Annotated in this window: 14 protein-coding genes and 1 pseudogene; 7 read left to right on the forward strand and 8 right to left on the reverse strand. The window is 73.2% G+C overall.

Features of this window, described 5'->3' with window-relative positions; all coding sequences use genetic code 11:
- Window positions 1-81 precede the first annotated feature (81 nt).
- From ACIP82_RS11255 to ACIP82_RS11265, 3 genes and pseudogenes are all read right to left on the reverse strand, one after another.
- Complete coding sequence (locus ACIP82_RS11255) at window positions 82-957, reverse strand: class I SAM-dependent methyltransferase (RefSeq protein WP_363612307.1); 876 nt, start codon at window positions 955-957, stop codon at window positions 82-84.
- Window positions 958-1113: 156 nt separating this feature from the next.
- Window positions 1114-2503 (reverse strand): annotated as a pseudogene (locus tag ACIP82_RS11260) (MFS transporter).
- Complete coding sequence (locus ACIP82_RS11265; RefSeq protein ID WP_400652982.1) at window positions 2500-3090, reverse strand: TetR/AcrR family transcriptional regulator; 591 nt, start codon at window positions 3088-3090, stop codon at window positions 2500-2502. Before ACIP82_RS11265 ends, ACIP82_RS11260 begins: the two are co-directional and overlap by 4 nt.
- A 92-nt stretch (window positions 3091-3182) precedes the next feature.
- Here ACIP82_RS11265 and ACIP82_RS11270 point away from each other — a divergent pair, with 92 nt between their 5' ends.
- Window positions 3183-3350: a hypothetical protein gene (locus tag ACIP82_RS11270; protein WP_400652984.1), complete on the forward strand. Its 168-nt coding sequence runs from the start codon at window positions 3183-3185 to the stop codon at window positions 3348-3350.
- Window positions 3351-3418: 68 nt separating this feature from the next.
- On the opposite strand, the gene ACIP82_RS11275 is transcribed toward ACIP82_RS11270, so the two are convergent.
- The 3 genes from ACIP82_RS11275 to ACIP82_RS11285 all read right to left on the reverse strand — a co-directional run bounded on the left by ACIP82_RS11275 (window position 3419) and on the right by ACIP82_RS11285 (window position 5712).
- Entirely contained in the window at window positions 3419-4681 is a 1263-nt protein-coding gene (locus ACIP82_RS11275) for a cation:proton antiporter (protein WP_363612297.1), read from the reverse strand.
- A gap of 4 nt (window positions 4682-4685) precedes the next feature.
- Window positions 4686-5171 carry a TrkA C-terminal domain-containing protein gene (locus ACIP82_RS11280; RefSeq protein WP_363612295.1) on the reverse strand — a complete coding sequence of 162 codons (486 nt, stop codon included), beginning with the start codon at window positions 5169-5171 and terminating at the stop codon, window positions 4686-4688.
- A gap of 364 nt (window positions 5172-5535) precedes the next feature.
- Complete coding sequence (locus ACIP82_RS11285; protein ID WP_363612293.1) at window positions 5536-5712, reverse strand: antitoxin; 177 nt, start codon at window positions 5710-5712, stop codon at window positions 5536-5538.
- 171 nt (window positions 5713-5883) lie between these two features.
- Here ACIP82_RS11285 and ACIP82_RS11290 point away from each other — a divergent pair, with 171 nt between their 5' ends.
- The 3 genes from ACIP82_RS11290 (at window position 5884) to thrS (ending at window position 10541) form a co-directional block, all read left to right on the forward strand.
- The gene (locus ACIP82_RS11290) at window positions 5884-7446 is read left to right on the forward strand and encodes a M28 family metallopeptidase (RefSeq protein WP_400653055.1); all 1563 of its coding nucleotides are present in this window, start codon (window positions 5884-5886) and stop codon (window positions 7444-7446) included.
- 151 nt (window positions 7447-7597) lie between these two features.
- Window positions 7598-9007, forward strand: a complete 1410-nt coding sequence (gene lpdA, locus ACIP82_RS11295) for a dihydrolipoyl dehydrogenase (protein WP_400652986.1) — start codon at window positions 7598-7600, stop codon at window positions 9005-9007.
- A 277-nt stretch (window positions 9008-9284) separates the two neighbouring features.
- Entirely contained in the window at window positions 9285-10541 is a 1257-nt protein-coding gene (gene thrS / locus ACIP82_RS11300; protein ID WP_400652988.1) for a threonine--tRNA ligase, read from the forward strand.
- A gap of 206 nt (window positions 10542-10747) precedes the next feature.
- Here thrS and ACIP82_RS11305 read toward each other — a convergent pair whose 3' ends face one another.
- Window positions 10748-11368 (reverse strand): C40 family peptidase, encoded by a 621-nt coding sequence (locus tag ACIP82_RS11305; protein ID WP_400652990.1) that lies wholly within the window; start codon window positions 11366-11368, stop codon window positions 10748-10750.
- A 223-nt stretch (window positions 11369-11591) separates the two neighbouring features.
- Here ACIP82_RS11305 and ACIP82_RS11310 point away from each other — a divergent pair, with 223 nt between their 5' ends.
- The gene (locus tag ACIP82_RS11310; protein ID WP_400652992.1) at window positions 11592-11996 is read left to right on the forward strand and encodes a RidA family protein; all 405 of its coding nucleotides are present in this window, start codon (window positions 11592-11594) and stop codon (window positions 11994-11996) included.
- Window positions 11997-12189: 193 nt separating this feature from the next.
- Window positions 12190-13413 carry a serine hydrolase domain-containing protein gene (locus ACIP82_RS11315; RefSeq protein ID WP_400652994.1) on the forward strand — a complete coding sequence of 408 codons (1224 nt, stop codon included), beginning with the start codon at window positions 12190-12192 and terminating at the stop codon, window positions 13411-13413.
- Between the two features lie 80 nt (window positions 13414-13493).
- Here ACIP82_RS11315 and ACIP82_RS11320 read toward each other — a convergent pair whose 3' ends face one another.
- Entirely contained in the window at window positions 13494-14045 is a 552-nt protein-coding gene (locus ACIP82_RS11320; protein ID WP_363612281.1) for a YceI family protein, read from the reverse strand.
- A 546-nt stretch (window positions 14046-14591) separates the two neighbouring features.
- Here ACIP82_RS11320 and ACIP82_RS11325 point away from each other — a divergent pair.
- Window positions 14592-16091 (forward strand): class I adenylate-forming enzyme family protein, encoded by a 1500-nt coding sequence (locus tag ACIP82_RS11325; RefSeq protein ID WP_363612279.1) that lies wholly within the window; start codon window positions 14592-14594, stop codon window positions 16089-16091.
- The last annotated feature ends 30 nt before the right edge of the window (window positions 16092-16121 follow it).

Consider the following 16121-nt stretch of genomic DNA (forward strand, 5'->3'; position numbering starts at 1 on the left):
GAGACGGTGGCGCGGCGCATGGCGACAGCGTACTGACCCCGGCCGGGAGCCGGATTCGGGGCCGGACCGCCCGGCCCGTGTTCAGCCGGTCCGGACCGCCTCGGCCGCGCGGCGGCTGCGCAGCGCCTGGAGCACCCGCCGGGTCGCCCTGGTGGCGACCGGCGGCAGCAGGTCCAGCGCCAGCCGGCGCGAGGCCGACCGGGGCTGCGTCCCGGCCGGCCGCACCGGGCGCTTCAGCCGCAGGACCCGGGCGTCGGCGATGCTGTCCTCGTCCAGGGAGTAGCCCTCGGACCGCCAGTCCCGGCTGAGCAGGACCCGCTGTGCGGCCTCCGCGTCCCCCCAGGTCCCGTAGAACTTCATCGGGGTGAGCAGCACCGGGCGCAGCCCGCCGGTGAACACGGCCTGCCAGACCGCGGCCGAGACGCCCGGGGTGTGCTCGGAACGGTAGTCGTCGAGCACCACCAGGCCGTCCTCGGCCAGCGCGGCCCGGGCCACCCCGATGTCCCCGGCCACGTGCTCGTACAGGTGCGAGGCGTCGACATGGACGAAGCGACAACTGCCCGCCGGGATCCGCCCGTCGGCCAGCGCAGAGGTGGGCGCCTGCACGATCACCGGCAACCGGGCGTGGAACGCCAGGTAGTTGGCCTCGAAGGCGCTCCTGGTCAGGGTCTTGCGGTAGGACATCGTCATCTCGGCGGCGTTGTCGGCGTCGCCGGCCTCGGAGTCGAACAGGTCGCAGACGGTCAGCTGCTCGCCGGGCTTGAGGTGGTCGCCGAGGAGTACGGCGCTGCGACCGAGATAGGTGCCGAGTTCGAGGATGTCGCCGGTGCGGCCGGCCTCGTTCTGGGCGGAGAGGAAGTGGCCGAAGGCCTCCTGGTCGACGTTGAAGAACCAGCCCGGGATGCCGTCCCGCGTCAGGCGTGGCGGGTGGACGGTACTGGTGGCGGCAGCGGGCATGAGGGCCTCCAGAGGGTGCGGGCGTGGCCCGGCGGACGGTTCACGCCCTGGCGACACCATGGTGTGAGGCGGATCATCATAGCGACGGTTCCGCCCGGTTGCGCCAGGTCCGGAAGGCCGCAATTCCGGTCACCCCTCGCACCGTTCCGGGGGCTCTCAGGCGCGGCCCCGGACGGCCTCGGGCCGGGCCGGAACGCCGGCCCCCGACGGGCCGGGGAGGGCGGCGGCGAGCACGGTGGCCAGGGCCGCGACGACGGCCAGGGCGAGGACGGCCGGGCCGAGCGCGGTGGTGAGCGGCGCGTGGCCGGCCAGCGTGGTCGCGGCGGCGACCCCGACGGCGGGGCCGATGTTCAGGGCGGTCTGCTGGAGGCCGCCGGCGACTCCGGCATGGGCCGCGGCCGCCTCGCGGACGACGACGGCGGTCGCGGTGACCATCACCGTCCCGAAGCCGGCACCCAGCAGCAGGAAGCAGCCGCCGATCGCGACGGCGCCGGAGGACTCGTCCAGCCCGGACGTCAGCAGCGCGCCCAGGGAGATCAGCGCCATCCCCGGGACGGCGGTGCGCCGCGCTCCCTGACGCTTCATCAGAACCGTGGAGGCGGGGGCGGCGAGCACCATGGCCACGGCGAGCGGCAGCGCCCGGAGGGCGCTCGCCAGCGGGTCGAGGGCGAGCACGTCCTGCAGGAAGTAGGTCCCCAGAAAGAGCGTGCCGAAGACCGCCGTCGAGGCCGTCAGCAGGACCGAGGGCGGCGGTGACCGTCACCGCCCCGAGCACGGCCGGCGGCAGCAACGGGTGGGCGGCGCGCCGTTCGTGCCGGGCGAGGGCGAGACCGAGCGCCACGGTGACGAGCAGCCCGAGCCCGGTGGCGGTGGTCCAGCCCCGCTCCGGTATCCCGACCAGCGTGTGGACCAGGCAGACGAGTGTGACCGCGAGCAGTCCGGCGCCCGGCAGGTCGAGCCCGGCGGCGCGGCCGTCCGAGGGCGGCCGCGGCAGCCGTACGGTGAGCGCCGACAGGCCGACCGCGAGGGCCGGAACGACGGTCAGGAAGAAGACGGCGCGCCAGCCCAGTTGGGCGGTCAGCGCGCCGCCGACCAGCGGACCGGCCGCGGCCGCCAGGCCGATCGCACTGGTCCGCAGTGCGATCGGCATCGCGAGCCGGTCGGCCGGGTAGGCCGCGCGGAGCATGCCGAGGGTGGCCGGTTGCAGCAGCGCGCCGGCCGCGCGCTGGGCGACGCGCAGGCCGACGACCCAGCCGATGCCGGGCGCGAGGCCGATCCCGGCCGACGTGGCGGCGAAGCCCAACGCGCCGATGGCGAAGACGCGTTGATGGCCGTAGCGGTCTCCGAGCCGGCCGGCGAAGACCAGCAGGCTCGCCACCGCGATCAGGTAGGCGGTGCTGGTCCACTGCACCGCTCCGAGGGAGGCGTGCAGGTCGCGCTGCATGCTGGGCTGGGCGACGGTGAGTACCGTCCCGTCCAGGGCGACGATCACGGCGCCGGTGATGCTGCCGGTGAGGACGAGGCCCCGGCGGCCGACCCGGTTCACCGGGGCTCCGGGCCGAGGTGGGCGTCCAGGGCGGCCCGCAGCAGCGGCTCGATGTCGTCGGCGCCGGTGGCCAGCCGCAGACTGCCCCAGGTGCGGAGCTGGGCGAGGCCGTGCAGGTTCGCCCAGAGCGCGGTGGCGACGGCCGCCGGCGCCCCGCCGGACGGTGGCCGGACCTCGGCGACCAGGCGGGTGAAGGTCTCGAAGAGCGGCAGGGTGGTCCGCCGCAGGTCCGCACCGCTGCCTTCCAGGAGGTCGTGGCGGAACATCAGCTCGAACATGCCGGGGTCGGCGGCCGCGAAGCCGAGATAGGCGCGGCAGAGCGCGGCGAGCCGGGTGCGCGGGCCGGCCCCGGGGCCCGCCTGGGCGTCGGCGGTGGCCAGGGCGGCGGCCAGTTCACCGAAGCCGTGTCCGGCGATGGCGGCGAGGAGTTCGCGGTGGGTGGGGAAGTGGCGGCGGGGGGCGCCGTGCGAGACCCCGGCCCGGCGGGCGATCTCGCGCAGGGTGAGCGCGTGGACGCCCTCGCCGGCCAGTAGCTCGACCCCGGCCGTCACCAGACGTGCGCGAAGACCCCTGTCCTGATCGTTCATGGACACTGTCCACCAGCGCGCCGTAGACAGTGTCTATCCGCGGGTGCGCACCGGTCGGTGCCGGGGGAGCCGGACGGGGGATTGTCGGCGGTATGGACGAAGGCGGCGAGCCGGCCTGCTGGCCGGACCGGGTGTGCGAGGAGTGCGGGCGGCTGCGCGAGCGGCCCGGGCCCGGCCGGTGCGAGCAGTGCGGCGCGGAGCCCCCGACGGGCCGGAAGGATCACAAGAACCCGGACGAGCAGGACGGCCGGAAGCGCTGAGGGCGTCTCCTGCGGATCCTGCCGGGTGTGCGACGGGATCCGCAGGAGACGCCCTGGCCTGCTGGGGGTCAGCGCGGCAGGCTGTTGACCTGTTCCTCGTGGGCGAGCTCCGGCTGCTCGGGGATCAGCCCCGGCGGCACGTCCGCGACGGTGGCCGGCGCCGGGCGGCCGCGCCGGCGCAGCGCGCCCAGCCGCTCCACGGCGGGCTGGGTGTACCGGGCCGCGAGCGGGCCGGTGACCACCAGGATCAGGACGTACGCGGTGGCGAACGGCCCGAGTTCGGGTTCGATGCCCGCGGTCACGGCCAGCCCGGCGATGACGATCGAGAACTCGCCGCGGGAGACCAGCGCCCCGCCGGCCCGCCAGCGGCCGCGTTCGGCGATTCCGGCGCGGCGGGCGGCCCAGTATCCGGTGGCGACCTTGGTGAGCGCGGTGACCACGGCCAGCAGCAGGGCCGGCAGCAGCACGGGCGGGATGCTGGCGGGGTTGGTGCTGAGCCCGAAGAAGACGAAGAAGACCGCGGCGAAGAGGTCCCGCAGCGGGCTGAGCAGGGTGTGCGCACCCTCGGCGGCCTCGCCGGAGAGGGCGATGCCGACCAGGAAGGCCCCGACCGCGGCCGAGACCTGGAGCTGTTGCGCGATGCCCGCGACCAGCAGGGTGAGCCCGAGGACGACCAGCAGCAGCTTCTCCGGGTCGTCGTGGGAGACGAACTTCGAGATCAGCCGCCCGTAGCGGAGCGCGATGAACAGCACCGCGCCGGCCGTGGCGAGGGCGATGGCCAGGGTGATCGAGCCCGCGAGCAGCCCGGCCCCGGCCAGCAGGGCGGTGAGGATGGGCAGGTAGACGGCCATCGCCAGGTCCTCCAGCACCAGGATGCTGAGGATCACCGGTGTCTCCCGGTTGCCGAGCCGTCCGAGGTCGCCGAGTACCTTGGCGATCACCCCGGACGAGGAGATCCAGGTGACCCCCGCCAGCACCACGGCCGCGACCGGCCCCCAGCCGAGCAGCAGGGCCGCCGCCGCGCCGGGCAGCGCGTTGAGGACGAAGTCCACAGCGCCTGCCGGGTACTGGGCCTTGAGGTTGGTCACCAGATCGGCGGCCGTGTACTCCAGGCCCAGCATCAGCAACAGCAGGACGACGCCGATCTCCGCGCCGGTGGCGACGAACTCCTCACTGGCGCTGAGCGGCAGCAGTCCGCCCTGTCCGAAGGCCAGTCCGCCGAGCAGGTAGAGCGGGATGGGGGAGAAGCCGTAGCGGCCGGCTATTCGGCCGAGCAGGCCGAGGACCAGGATGACCGAACCGAGTTCGATGAAAACGCTCGCGGTGTGCATCCGATCACTCCCTGCCCAGAATCGCGGCGGCGGCGTCCACGCCCTCGCGGGTACCGATGACGATCAGGATGTCCCCGCCGGCCAGCCGGAAGTCCGGCGCGGGGGAGGGGACGGCATCGGTGCGGCGCAGCACCGCGACGATGGAGGCGCCGGTGGCGGTCCGCATCTGGGTCTCGCCGAGCAGCCGGCCGTTCCAGTGCGAGGTGCCGCTGACCGGGATGCGCTCGGCCACCAGGCCGAGGTCGGTGGTGTGCAGCAGGCCCGGGCTGTGGTGGGCCGGGGTCAGGGCGTCCACCAGGGCGGCGGACTCATCGGCGGTCAGCCGGAACGCCTGGGAGCAGGCGTCGGGGTCGTCGGACCGGTAGACGTTGAGGCTCCGTGAGCCGTCCCGGTGCGCGATGACCGACAGGTGCCGCTGTTCTCGGGTCGTCAGGTCGTACTGGACGCCGACACCGGGCAGGGTGGTGGTCCGGACACGGGGGATCGACACGGCGGCTGTCCTCTCGTCAGGGCTTCCAACGGCGTGCGCGACTGCGCCGGAACAGGGGCCGGCCTGGCGGGCGGTGCGGGGGTGACCTGCGCCGCTCCACGTGCGGCACGCGGAAGCGCTACCGCCAATAGTAATGAGTATGTAAAGTCCGCCGGTGGCCGGGGACGTCGACGGCGTGGCGAGCACCCCGGAGAAGGGGCTCGGCGGCCCGGGGATCGGCCAGGATGCGGAGCCCCGGAAGCGCGGGTCCCGAGACATGCGGCACCCCGGTCCGGATCGGGCGTCGGACCGGGGTGCGGGGTCCACGGGGCGGTCGGACCGCTCCGGCGGGCTGTCGGGCCCGCGAATGGCGCGAGGCCGAGGGCTACTGGGGCGGCTGGTCGCGGAACTGGTCCTTGAGCTTCTCCTGGGCGGTGTCCACCTGCCCGCTGTACTTGCCCTGGGTACGCTCGTCGATCATGTCGCCGCCCTTGTCTACGCCCTTCTCGGCCTGGCTTTCGTGGCCCTTCAGCATCTGCTTGATCTTCTCGATCATGGACATGCGGTCACACTCCTGGATGAGACGCCCCCTCCCTTCCAGGATCACCGCGCGGCCGGGTGTCCGCATCCGGTCAGCTTGCGCGGCGGGGTTGGCAAGCCGACGCCGGGCATGTCAAATCGGGAGTCCCACGGACTGTCGGAAGGACTCGCCTTGAACGCTTGGACCCGTCGCCTGACCGCCCCGCCCCGCTCCTCGGCCGCCCCGGCCCGCCGTGCCGCGGGCGCCGCGCTCGCGGTGGCGGCCCTGGTGACCCCGCTGCTGCTGGTCGGTGCCGGGAGCGCCGCCGCCGACCCCGACCCGGCGCGGAAGGGGGCGAAGCTGGCGGCGCGGCTGGTCGCGGAGAGCAGTGCCCGTGATGCCTACGACACCCTGAAGGTCCTCCAGCGGATCGCCGACCGCAACGGCGGCACCCGGGTGGCGGGCGCGCGGGGGCACGACGAGTCGGCCCGCTACGTCTACGAGCAGGCCCGCCGGGCCGGGCTGAAGGTGTCGAAGCAGGAGTTCGAGTACACGTTCTTCGAGGCGCTCACGGAGCGGCTGACGGTCCTGTCGCCGCAGAACGAGTCCGTGCCCGTGAAGGCGATGACGTACTCGGCCGGCGGCCCGGCGGCCGGCCTCACCGCCGAGCTGGCGGTCGTCCCGGTGGACGACACCACCGGCTGCGAGGCGGGCGACTACGCCGTCGGCGCGTTCACCGGGAAGATCGCGCTGATCAAGCGCGGCGGCTGCAGCTTCGCGATCAAGCAGGCCGCGGCGGCGGCGGCCGGCGCGGTCGGGGCGATCATCTACAACAACACCGAGGGCGACCTCAACGGGACCCTCACCGACCCGACGGCGGGCCGGGTCCCGACCGGCGGGATCACCCAGGCGGCCGGCCAGGCGCTGGCCGCCGAGGCCGCCGCCGGTCCGGTCACGGTCGGCCTGGACATCCGCACCTTCATGGAGAAGCGCACGACCTGGAACGTGATCGCCGAGACCCGCGGCGGGGACGCGAACAACACCGTCTTCATCGGCTCCCACCTCGACTCGGTGGCCGCCGGACCGGGTATCAACGACAACGGCTCCGGCTCGGCGGGCATCCTGGAGGTCGCCAGGAACCTCGGCACCCGGCCGGTGAAGAACAAGGTCAAGTTCGCCTGGTGGTCCGCCGAGGAGTTCGGCCTCAAGGGCTCCGAGGCCTATGTGACGTCCCTGTCCGAGGCCGAGCAGAAGAAGATCAAGCTCTATCTGAACTTCGACATGATCGCCTCGCCCAACTTCGCCCAGTTCGTCTACGACGGCGACGACTCCGACCACGTCGGCTCCGGGCCCGGCCCCGACGGCTCGGCACAGCTGGAGCGGCACATCACCGACTACCTGGACCGCCGGGGCAAGGCCCACGAGGGCACCGACTTCACCGGCCGCTCCGACTACGGACCGTTCATCGACGCGGGCATCCCGGCCGGCGGCACCGACACCGGCGCCGAGGTGATCAAGTCCGCGGCGCAGGCGGCCCGGTACGGCGGCACCGCCGGAGTGGCGTTCGACAAGTGCTACCACAAGGCCTGCGACAACCTGGGCAACCTGGACCTGGGCGCCTTCGACGTGAACATCGACGTGATCGCCGACTCCGTCGGCACCTACGCCTGGGACCTCTCCTCGCTGCACGCGCCGGTGACGCCGCAGCACACCGACGGCCAGGCCGGCAGCGGCGGCGGCCTGCGCGAGGGCCACACCCACGAGGTGGACGCCTGACGCGCGGCCTCCGCCGGCGGGCCCGCCGCTCCCGGTGCGGCCCGCCGGCGGAGGCGGGCGTCCGGAGGGCCCCGATGGGTGCGCCGGCCGGGCTCCTGACACGATGGCATCCGGATCACGTCACCGTGGCACCTCCGGAGGAGTCAGCACCATGAGCAGCACGCACTACGATGTCGTCGTCCTCGGCGCGGGCCCCGGCGGCTACACCGCCGCCGTCCGGGCCTCCCAGCTGGGCCTGCGCACCGCCGTCATCGAGGCGAAGTACTGGGGCGGGGTCTGTCTGAACGTCGGCTGCATCCCCTCCAAGGCGCTGCTGCGCAACGCCGAGCTGGCGCACATCGTCACCAAGGAGGCCAAGACCTTCGGCATCAAGGTCGAGGGCCAGGTCAGCTTCGACTACGGCAAGGCGTTCCGCCGCAGCCGCTCGGTCGCCGACGGCCGGGTCAAGGGCGTCCACTACCTGATGAAGAAGAACGGCATCACCGAGTACGACGGCCGGGGCACCTTCGTCGACGACCGCACCCTCCAGGTCGCGCTCAGCGGCGGCGGCTTCGAGGTCGTCACCTTCGACCACTGCGTCATCGCGGCCGGCGCCACCACCCGGCTGCTCCCCGGCACCAGCCTCAGCGACCGCGTGGTCACCTACGAGGAGCAGATCCTCGCCGAGGAGCTTCCGGGCAGCATCATCATCGCGGGCGCCGGCGCGATCGGCGTCGAGTTCGCCTACGTGCTGCACAACTACGGGGTGAAGGTCACCATCGTCGAGTTCCTCGACCGGATGGTGCCGCTGGAGGACGTCGAGGTCTCCGCCGAACTCGCCAAGCAGTACCGCAAGCTCGGCATCGAGGTGCTCACCTCCACCCGGGTGGAGTCCATCGACGACAGCGACCCGGCCGCCAGGGTGAAGGTCACCGTGGTCCGCGACGGGCAGCAGCAGGTCCTGGAGGCCGACAAGGTGCTCCAGGCGATCGGCTTCGCACCCCGGGTGCACGGCTACGGCCTGGAGAACACCGGCGTCAAGCTCACCGACCGGGGCGCGATCGCCGTGGACGGGCGCGGCCGGACCAGCGTCGAGCACATCTTCGCGATCGGTGACGTCACCGCCAAGCTGATGCTCGCCCACGCGGCCGAGTCGATGGGTGTGATCGCCGCCGAGACCATCGGCGGGGCGGAGACCATGGAGCTGGACTTCGTGATGATCCCGCGCGCGACCTACTGCCAGCCGCAGATCGCCAGCTTCGGCTACACCGAGGCACAGGCCCGGGAGCTGGGACACGACGTCAAGGTCGCCAAGTTCCCGTTCGCCGCCAACGGCAAGGCGCACGGCCTCGGGCACCCGATCGGATTCGTCAAGGTCATCAGCGACGGCAGGCACGGTGAGCTGCTCGGCGCCCACCTGATCGGGCCCGAGGTCACCGAGCTGCTGCCGGAACTGACCCTGGCGCAGCAGTGGGACCTGACGGTGCACGAGGTCGCCCGCAACGTTCACGCCCACCCGACCCTCGGCGAGGCGGTCAAGGAGGCGATCCACGGGCTGGCCGGTCACATGATCAACATGTGATCCGCCGGGACGGCGAGGGCCGCCACCCGCCTCGGGTGGGCCCCGCCGGCGCGCGGCTGCGTGGTCCCCGCACTGAGCACCGTGGGGTCTTCGGTGTCCCGCCAGATTTCCTGCCTCAGGGGCCGTCGGCCTGCTACCGTGGCGACCATGAAGCGCGCTGTTGTCGTCACGACGACGCCGGAGAGAGTCCCGGCGCGCTGACTGCTGAGCTAGTCCGAAGCCCCGGGGTGAGTGCCCCGGGGCTTCGCCGTACCGGTCCACTCGCCCGCAGAACCGAGTGGAGACCACCGCCATGCACGACCATCGCAAGCTCGGCCGCGAGCTCGAACTCTTCGACACCGACCCGCTGATGGGCTCCGGCCTGCCGTACTGGCTGCCGGCCGGGGCTGCCGTCCGGCACACCCTGGAGGAGTTCATCCGTGAGCGTGAGCGGCGGGCCGGCTACCGGCACGTGTACTCGCCGGTGCTCGGCAAACGCGAGCTGTACGAGATCTCCGGCCACTGGTCGCACTACCGCGAGGACATGTTCCCTCCGATGGACCTGGGCGCCGAGCAGGTCGTGCTGCGGCCCAGCCTCTGTCCGCACCACGCCCTGATCTATCGATCCAGGGCCCGAAGCTACCGGGAACTTCCGCTCAGGATGGCCGAGTTGGGTAGCATGTACCGCTCCGAGCCGTCCGGGGTGCTCGGCGGGCTGACCCGGGTGCGGGCGATCCAGCTCAACGACGGGCACGTCTTCTGCACCCCCGAGCAGGCCGGCGACGAGGCGGTGGCCGCGCTGGAGCTCATCCGCGAGGCGCACCGCGCGCTCGGCATCCGTCCGGTCCGCTATCGCCTCTCGCTGCCCGGAGAGGGCGGCAAGTACGTGGCCGATCCGGCGCTCTGGGAGCGGGCCACCGCGCTGCTGACCGAGGTGCTGGAGCGCTCCGGGGTGCCGTTCGAGGCGGCCGAGGGGGAGGCGGCGTTCTACGGGCCCAAGATCGACATCCAGATCGCCGACGCCGCCGGGCGTGAGTCCACCCTCTCCACCGTGCAGATCGACTTCCACCAGCCGGAGCGCTTCGGCCTGCGTTACATCGGCGCCGACGGCGCCAGGCACCGGCCGGTGATGGTCCACCGCAGTGTCATCGGCAGCGTCGAACGCGTGGTCGCCCACCTCATCGAGCTGTACGGCGGCGCGTTCCCGGCCTGGCTGGCCCCCACTCAGATCGTGCTGCTGCCCGTCTCCGACGACGAGCTGCCACCGGCGGACCGGCTCCGGCAGCGCTGCCTCGACCTGGGCCTGCGGGCCGAGGTCGCCGGGCCTGAGCACGGCAGCCTGGGTGCCCGGATCCGGGCGGCCCGACTGGTGCCCTACCAGGCCGTGGTCGGGGCCAGGGAGGCGGCGGACGACCTGGTCGCCCTGCGGCTGCGCGACGGCCGCCGACTCGACCCGCTGCCCGCCGGCCAGGCCCTGGCCCGGATCGGCGCCCTGGTCGCGGCGGGCAGCTCCGACCTGTGGGACGGCGCCGACCTGTGGGACGGTGCCGTGTAGGCGGCCCTGTGAGGGGGAGCGGTGCGTCGGCCGGGGCGGCCGCCGCACCCGCTGCCCGAGGACGGCCCGGTGCGCGACGTTCCGGTGGGCGCCGAGGCCCGCGCGGTGCGGGACGGCGCCCTCGCGCCGCCGGGCGCACAGGAGTGCCAGGTGCTCCAGGGTTGCCGCTCCGCGTCCACCAGGGGCCGGCCGACGCGGAGCAGCCGCTACCCGAGTGCCGACGGGCGCCTGGCGCCCGCGAACTCGCCTGCCCAGCGGGGGATTTCGAGCACGCCCTCAAGGCGGGCGACCAGCGTCCCGGTGTGCTCGGCGTGGATCATCGCGCCCTCGCCCGCATAGATCCCGACGTGGTGCAGCGGAGCGTCCGGGCGGGAGAAGAAGAGCAGGTCGCCGGGGAGCAGGTCGGCGCGCGCCACGGCGGCGGAGCGGTGGTACTGGGCGACGGTGTAGTGCGCGAGCTCCACCGCGCCGCCGCTGGCCCGGTACCAGCAGTACAGGGAGAGCCCGCTGCAGTCGAAGCCGACCGTGCTCTCGCCGAGGCACTCGCCGTTCAGACAGCCGTTCTCCTCGTCGCAGAACCCGAGGCCCGCCCCCAGCCGGTCGCCGCCACCCCACGCGTACGGCACCCCGGTCTGCGCGGCCGCCACCTCGGCGACCCGCCGGCCGAGCGGGCCCGGCTCGGCGGACGGCTCGGGGGACCGCGCGGTGGTGGCCGGGGCCGCGGCCCCCGCCGGGGCGGCCGCCAGTGCCGGGGCGACGCCCGCCCCCAGGGCCAGCCCCAGCACCCGGCGGCGGCCGACACCTCGACCCGAGGACGACAAGACCATGGCAGACCCCTTGCGCTCCGCTGTCCGACACCCGCTGTCCGACGGAGCACCAGGATCCCGGCCGGGCGGTCCGACCCGCCATCACCCACAGCGGTGAACCGGGAGCACGGGCGCCGGAAGGCGCGGGCCGGGGGCGCGGACCGTCCGCCGGTAAATCGGTTGACGGGTGATCACCACCTGCCAAGCATGGACGGTGAACGCCCTTCGACCTCTGGAGAGCCCGATGAGCAGTGCCGTCCGACTGATTCGCAACCCGCAGCTCACCCAGGCCGTGGACTACGCCTACGGGGCGGCCGTCGACGCGCCGGTCCGGTCGCTCTGGCTCGCCGGCGCCTGCCCGCTGGACACGGAGGGGCGGACGGTCGCGCTGGGCGACTACGAGGGGCAGGCCCACCAGGCGATGCGCAACCTGAGAGCCGTGCTCGAAGGAGAGGGCGCCGCGCTGACCGACCTCGTCCGGACCACCGTCTACGTCGCCTCCTCGGATCAGGCAGACCTGGTGAAGGTGTGGAACGTCTACCGGGAGTACCTGGGCGGGCATGACGTGCCCAGCACCCTGCTCGGCGTGACCGTGCTGGGGTACGACAACCAGCTCGTCGAGGTCGAGGCGGTCGCCGTGCTCCCCTGAGCCGGGAGCGCGGCCGTCGGGCGTACGCCGCTGGGCGCGTTCTCGGCGGGCCCGTCTCCTCCCGGCGGCGTACCGGGGTACCTCTGCCGATCTACCCTCGGCTCCTCACCTGGGGCGACGACCCGAAGGCCGTGCAACGGCCAGGCTGGCGACAAGGCGGACGGGGCGTCCGCCTTGACCAAGGGGAGGGCTTATGAAACGTCGTTTCGCCTGCGGACTGGCCGCAGCGGTCTGTCTGGCACTGGCGGCTCCGGCCGTACCGGCCGTCGCGTCCACGGTGGGCGCCGTGGACACGGTCGGCACGGCCGGCGCCGAGAATGTGGCCGGCACCTTCGGCGGGGGGCAGCGGCAGACCGCGCTGGAAGGGCTGACCCGGGCCGGCGCGACCTCCGCCATCGCGGAGATCCGTGACCGTGCCGGGGTCTGGCGCGGCACCTCGGGGGTGTCGGACCAGGCCGCGGGCGCGCCGGTGCGCGGGGACGGACGCTTCCGGGCGGGGAGCGTCACCAAGATGTTCGTCGCCACCACCGTGCTCCAGCTCTCGGGAGAGCACCGGCTCGGCCTGGACGACCCGGTGGAGCGCTACCTGCCGGGGCTCATCCCGAACGGTGCGAACATCACCCTCCGTCAGTTGCTCAACCACAGTTCCGGACTCTGGGACCCGACCAACGAGAAGGGCGGGATCTTCCCCGACGAGGCCGATCTCCCCGCGCTCCGGGAGTGGGTCGCCAAGGGCGGGCTGAACCGCACCGTCACCGCGCGCGAGCTGGTGGCCGCGTCGACGGCGCACGCGCCGTACTTCCCGCCGGGAACGCGGCACCACTACTCCAATGTCAACTACACCCTGCTCGGCATGATCATCGAGCGGGTCACCGGGCACGGCTACGCGCAGGAGGTCTCGGCGCGCATCCTGCGGCCGCTCGGGATGACGCGGACCACCTTCCCCGGACTTTCCAGGGGCATTCCGGGGCCGCACGCGCACGGCTACCTCACGCTGGGCGAGTCTCCCGACCCGGCCCAGAACGACGTGGACGTGACCGAACACAACCCGTCCTGGGCCGGTGCCGCGGGGGAGCTGATCTCGACCACCGACGACCTGCTCCGCTTCGAACGCGCCCTGATCGGAGGCAAGCTGCTGAAGCCCTCGCTGATGCGCGAGATGACCTCGATGATCCCGCTCGGGGAGGAGAAGAAGGTCCAGGCGGAGTACGGGCTCGGGCTGGCCCGGGTGCAGCTTTCGTGCGGGGAGATCCTCGGCCACAACGGCGGGATCTTCGGCTACTCCACCGAGCTCTGGGGGACCGCGGACCGGCAGGTCGCGCTCTCCTTCACCCCTCGTGGTGGTGAGGCCGAGCAGACGGCGCAGGCGCAGGCGGACTGGGCCTTCCTGAACGCGGCCTTCTGCGGCAAGCGCTGACGGCGGCCCGGGCGGGTACCACGGCTCCTCGGCCGCGGTACCCGCCCGGGCGGCGGGCGGTGGAGCGCCCGAACGGCGGACTACTCCTGCTTGATCGCGGAGATGTCGAACTCCAGCACCACCTTGTCGCCGACCAGGACGCCACCGCCCTCCAGCGCGGCGTTCCAGGTGATGCCGTAGTCCTTCCGGCTGATCGTGACCGAGCCCTCCAGACCGACCCGGAGGTTGCCGAACGGGTCGCGCGCGTTGCCGGTGTACTCGAAGTCGATGCTGACCGGGCGGGTCGTCTCCTTGATGGTGAGATCGCCGGTGACCACGTAGTCGGTGTCGCTCTTCCGCTCGACCGCCGTCGAAGTGAAGGTGATCGCCGGGAAGTTGGGGGCGTCGAGGAAGTCGTTGGTACGCAGGTGGCCGTCCCGCTGCTCATTGCCGGTGTCGATGCTGTCGGTGGTGATCGACACCCGGCCGGTGGAGCGGCCCGGGTCGCCGCCGTCCAGATGGGCGGTGCCCTCGAAGGTGTGAAAGGACCCGCGGACCTTGGTCACCATGGCGTGGCGCGCCACGAATCCGATCCGGGTGTGCGCGGGGTCCAGTACGTAGTCGCCGGTGAGGTCGGAGAGGGTGGCAGTCATGGTCAGCGGGTCTCCTGGCTGGTGCGGTGGCGGCGGTGCGACGGCGGTGCCGATGCGGGCCGGGTGGCCGGTCGAACGCGGGCCGGGCCGCCTCGGGCCACGCTAGGCGGTTACGTCCGGCCCCGCATGCGGTTGTTCACCCGGACGGCCCAGCTGGGTCCTGGCGGGTGCTGCCGGGCGCGGGCGGGCCGGTGGCGCGGCGACGCCGGTCCGGCCGTGCGTCGCCGAACCGGTGGGGTGTCGCGGTGGGGGAGCCGCCCCGGGTGCTACGCGCATAGCACCGACGACCTGCGGATTCTTCGCGCGGAAGATTCCGGCAGTTCCTTGACCCTCGGAGTTCGGCTGTGCCACTCTCTCAGCCAGGTCTGGACCAATGCCCTATGGAGAGGTGTTCGGGGCCGGCCTGATGGGGCAACGGGGAGAGTGTCAGGTTCCATGCACAGAGCCACGGTTGGCGATGCCGAAAACGCTTCCGGCGGGACTGCGTCCGATGGGGGCGCTGCCGGTGGGACTGCCGTCGGCGGGACCGCTTCCGGTGCGGCCCGGGTGGCCGGGCCGCCGGCCGGCCGCACCGTGCACGGTCTGCTGGAGCTCCGCTCGGCGGCACAGCCCGACCGCACGGCGATCAGCACGGACGACGGGCAGCGGCTGACCTTCGCCCAGTGGCAGGACCGCTCGACCGCCGCGGCGACCGCCCTGGTCCGGCGCGGAATCCGGCCCGGTGACCGGGTCGGCCTGCTCTTCGGACTGCGCGACTGGCCCGAATTCGCCGTCCACTACTGCGCGGTGACCAGGGCCGGCGCCGTCGCCGTGCCGGTCTCGGACCGCCAGCCGGCCGAGGCGGTCGCCTATGTGCTGCGCCACTGCGGGGCCGCCGGCCTGATCGCGGGCCCCGCCGCGACCGTACCCGGCGGTTCCTGGTGGGTCGCCGGGCCCGCCGAGCTGGCCGCCGAAGTGCCCGAACCGGCTCTGGAGGACGTGGAGTTGCCGGAGGTCACCGCCGAGCACCTGGCCCAGGTGCTCTACACCTCGGGCACCACCGGGCGCCCCAAGGGTGTCCTCGCCACCCACGGCAACGTCGTCCACGGCACCCGGCCGACGGCCAGGCACCGGCCGCTGGCGCACTCGGAGGAGTTCCTGCACTCCTTCGCGGTCGGCACCAACGCCGGGCAGACCATGCTGATCAACGCGCTCACCGCACACCCGGCCGCCCTGGTCGCCACCCGCTTCACTCCGGGCCGGTTCGCCCGGCTGATCCAACAGCGGTCGGTGGGAAGCGTGTTCGTGGTCCCCGCGATGGCCGCCGAACTGCTCAACGCCGGCGTGCACACCCGCTACGACCTCTCCTCGGTACGACTGCTCGGCTCGACCGCCGCCGCGCTGCCGCCCACCGTGGCCGCCGCGCTGACCCGGGCGTTCCCCAACGCCACCGTGGTCAACTACTACACCTCCACCGAGGCCGCGCCCGCGCAGACCGCGATGATCTACGACCCGGACCGCCCGACCGCACTCGGCCTGGCCGTACACGGCACGGTCATGGTGGCCGGGCCGGACGGCCGACCGCTGCCGCCGGGGGAGACCGGGGACGTCCACCTGCGCTCGCCCGGGGCCCAGCGCGCCTACTACCGTGACACCGAGGCGAGCGCGGCGGTCTTCCGCACCGGCTGGGTCCGGATGGGCGATGTCGGCTTCCTCGACGAGGACGGCTACCTGCACCTGGTGGATCGCGAGTCCGATGTCATCAAGTCCGGTGCGTACAAGGTCTCCACCCTCCAGGTCGAGGCGGCGGCGCTGGAGCACCCGGCGGTCGCCGAGGTGGCCGTCGTCGGGCTGCCGCACCCCGTCCTCGGGATGAGCGTCGGTGCGGCCGTCGTCCCCGTCCCCGGCGCCGGGTTCGAACCGGCCGACCTCCGGGCCTTCCTAGCCGACCGGCTCGCCGGGCACGAGATCCCCGTCCGGATCACCACCCTGGACACGCTGCCGCGCAATGAGGGCGGTAAGCCGCTCAAGCGCGCCGTGCGCGAACTGCTGGCCGCCCCGGCCTGACCGGGACCGCCGCTCCGTCAGGGCCCCGCC

It is taken from the genome of Kitasatospora sp. NPDC088548 (assembly GCF_044753005.1).
In the GTDB taxonomy this organism is placed as follows: Bacteria; Actinomycetota; Actinomycetes; order Streptomycetales; family Streptomycetaceae; genus Kitasatospora.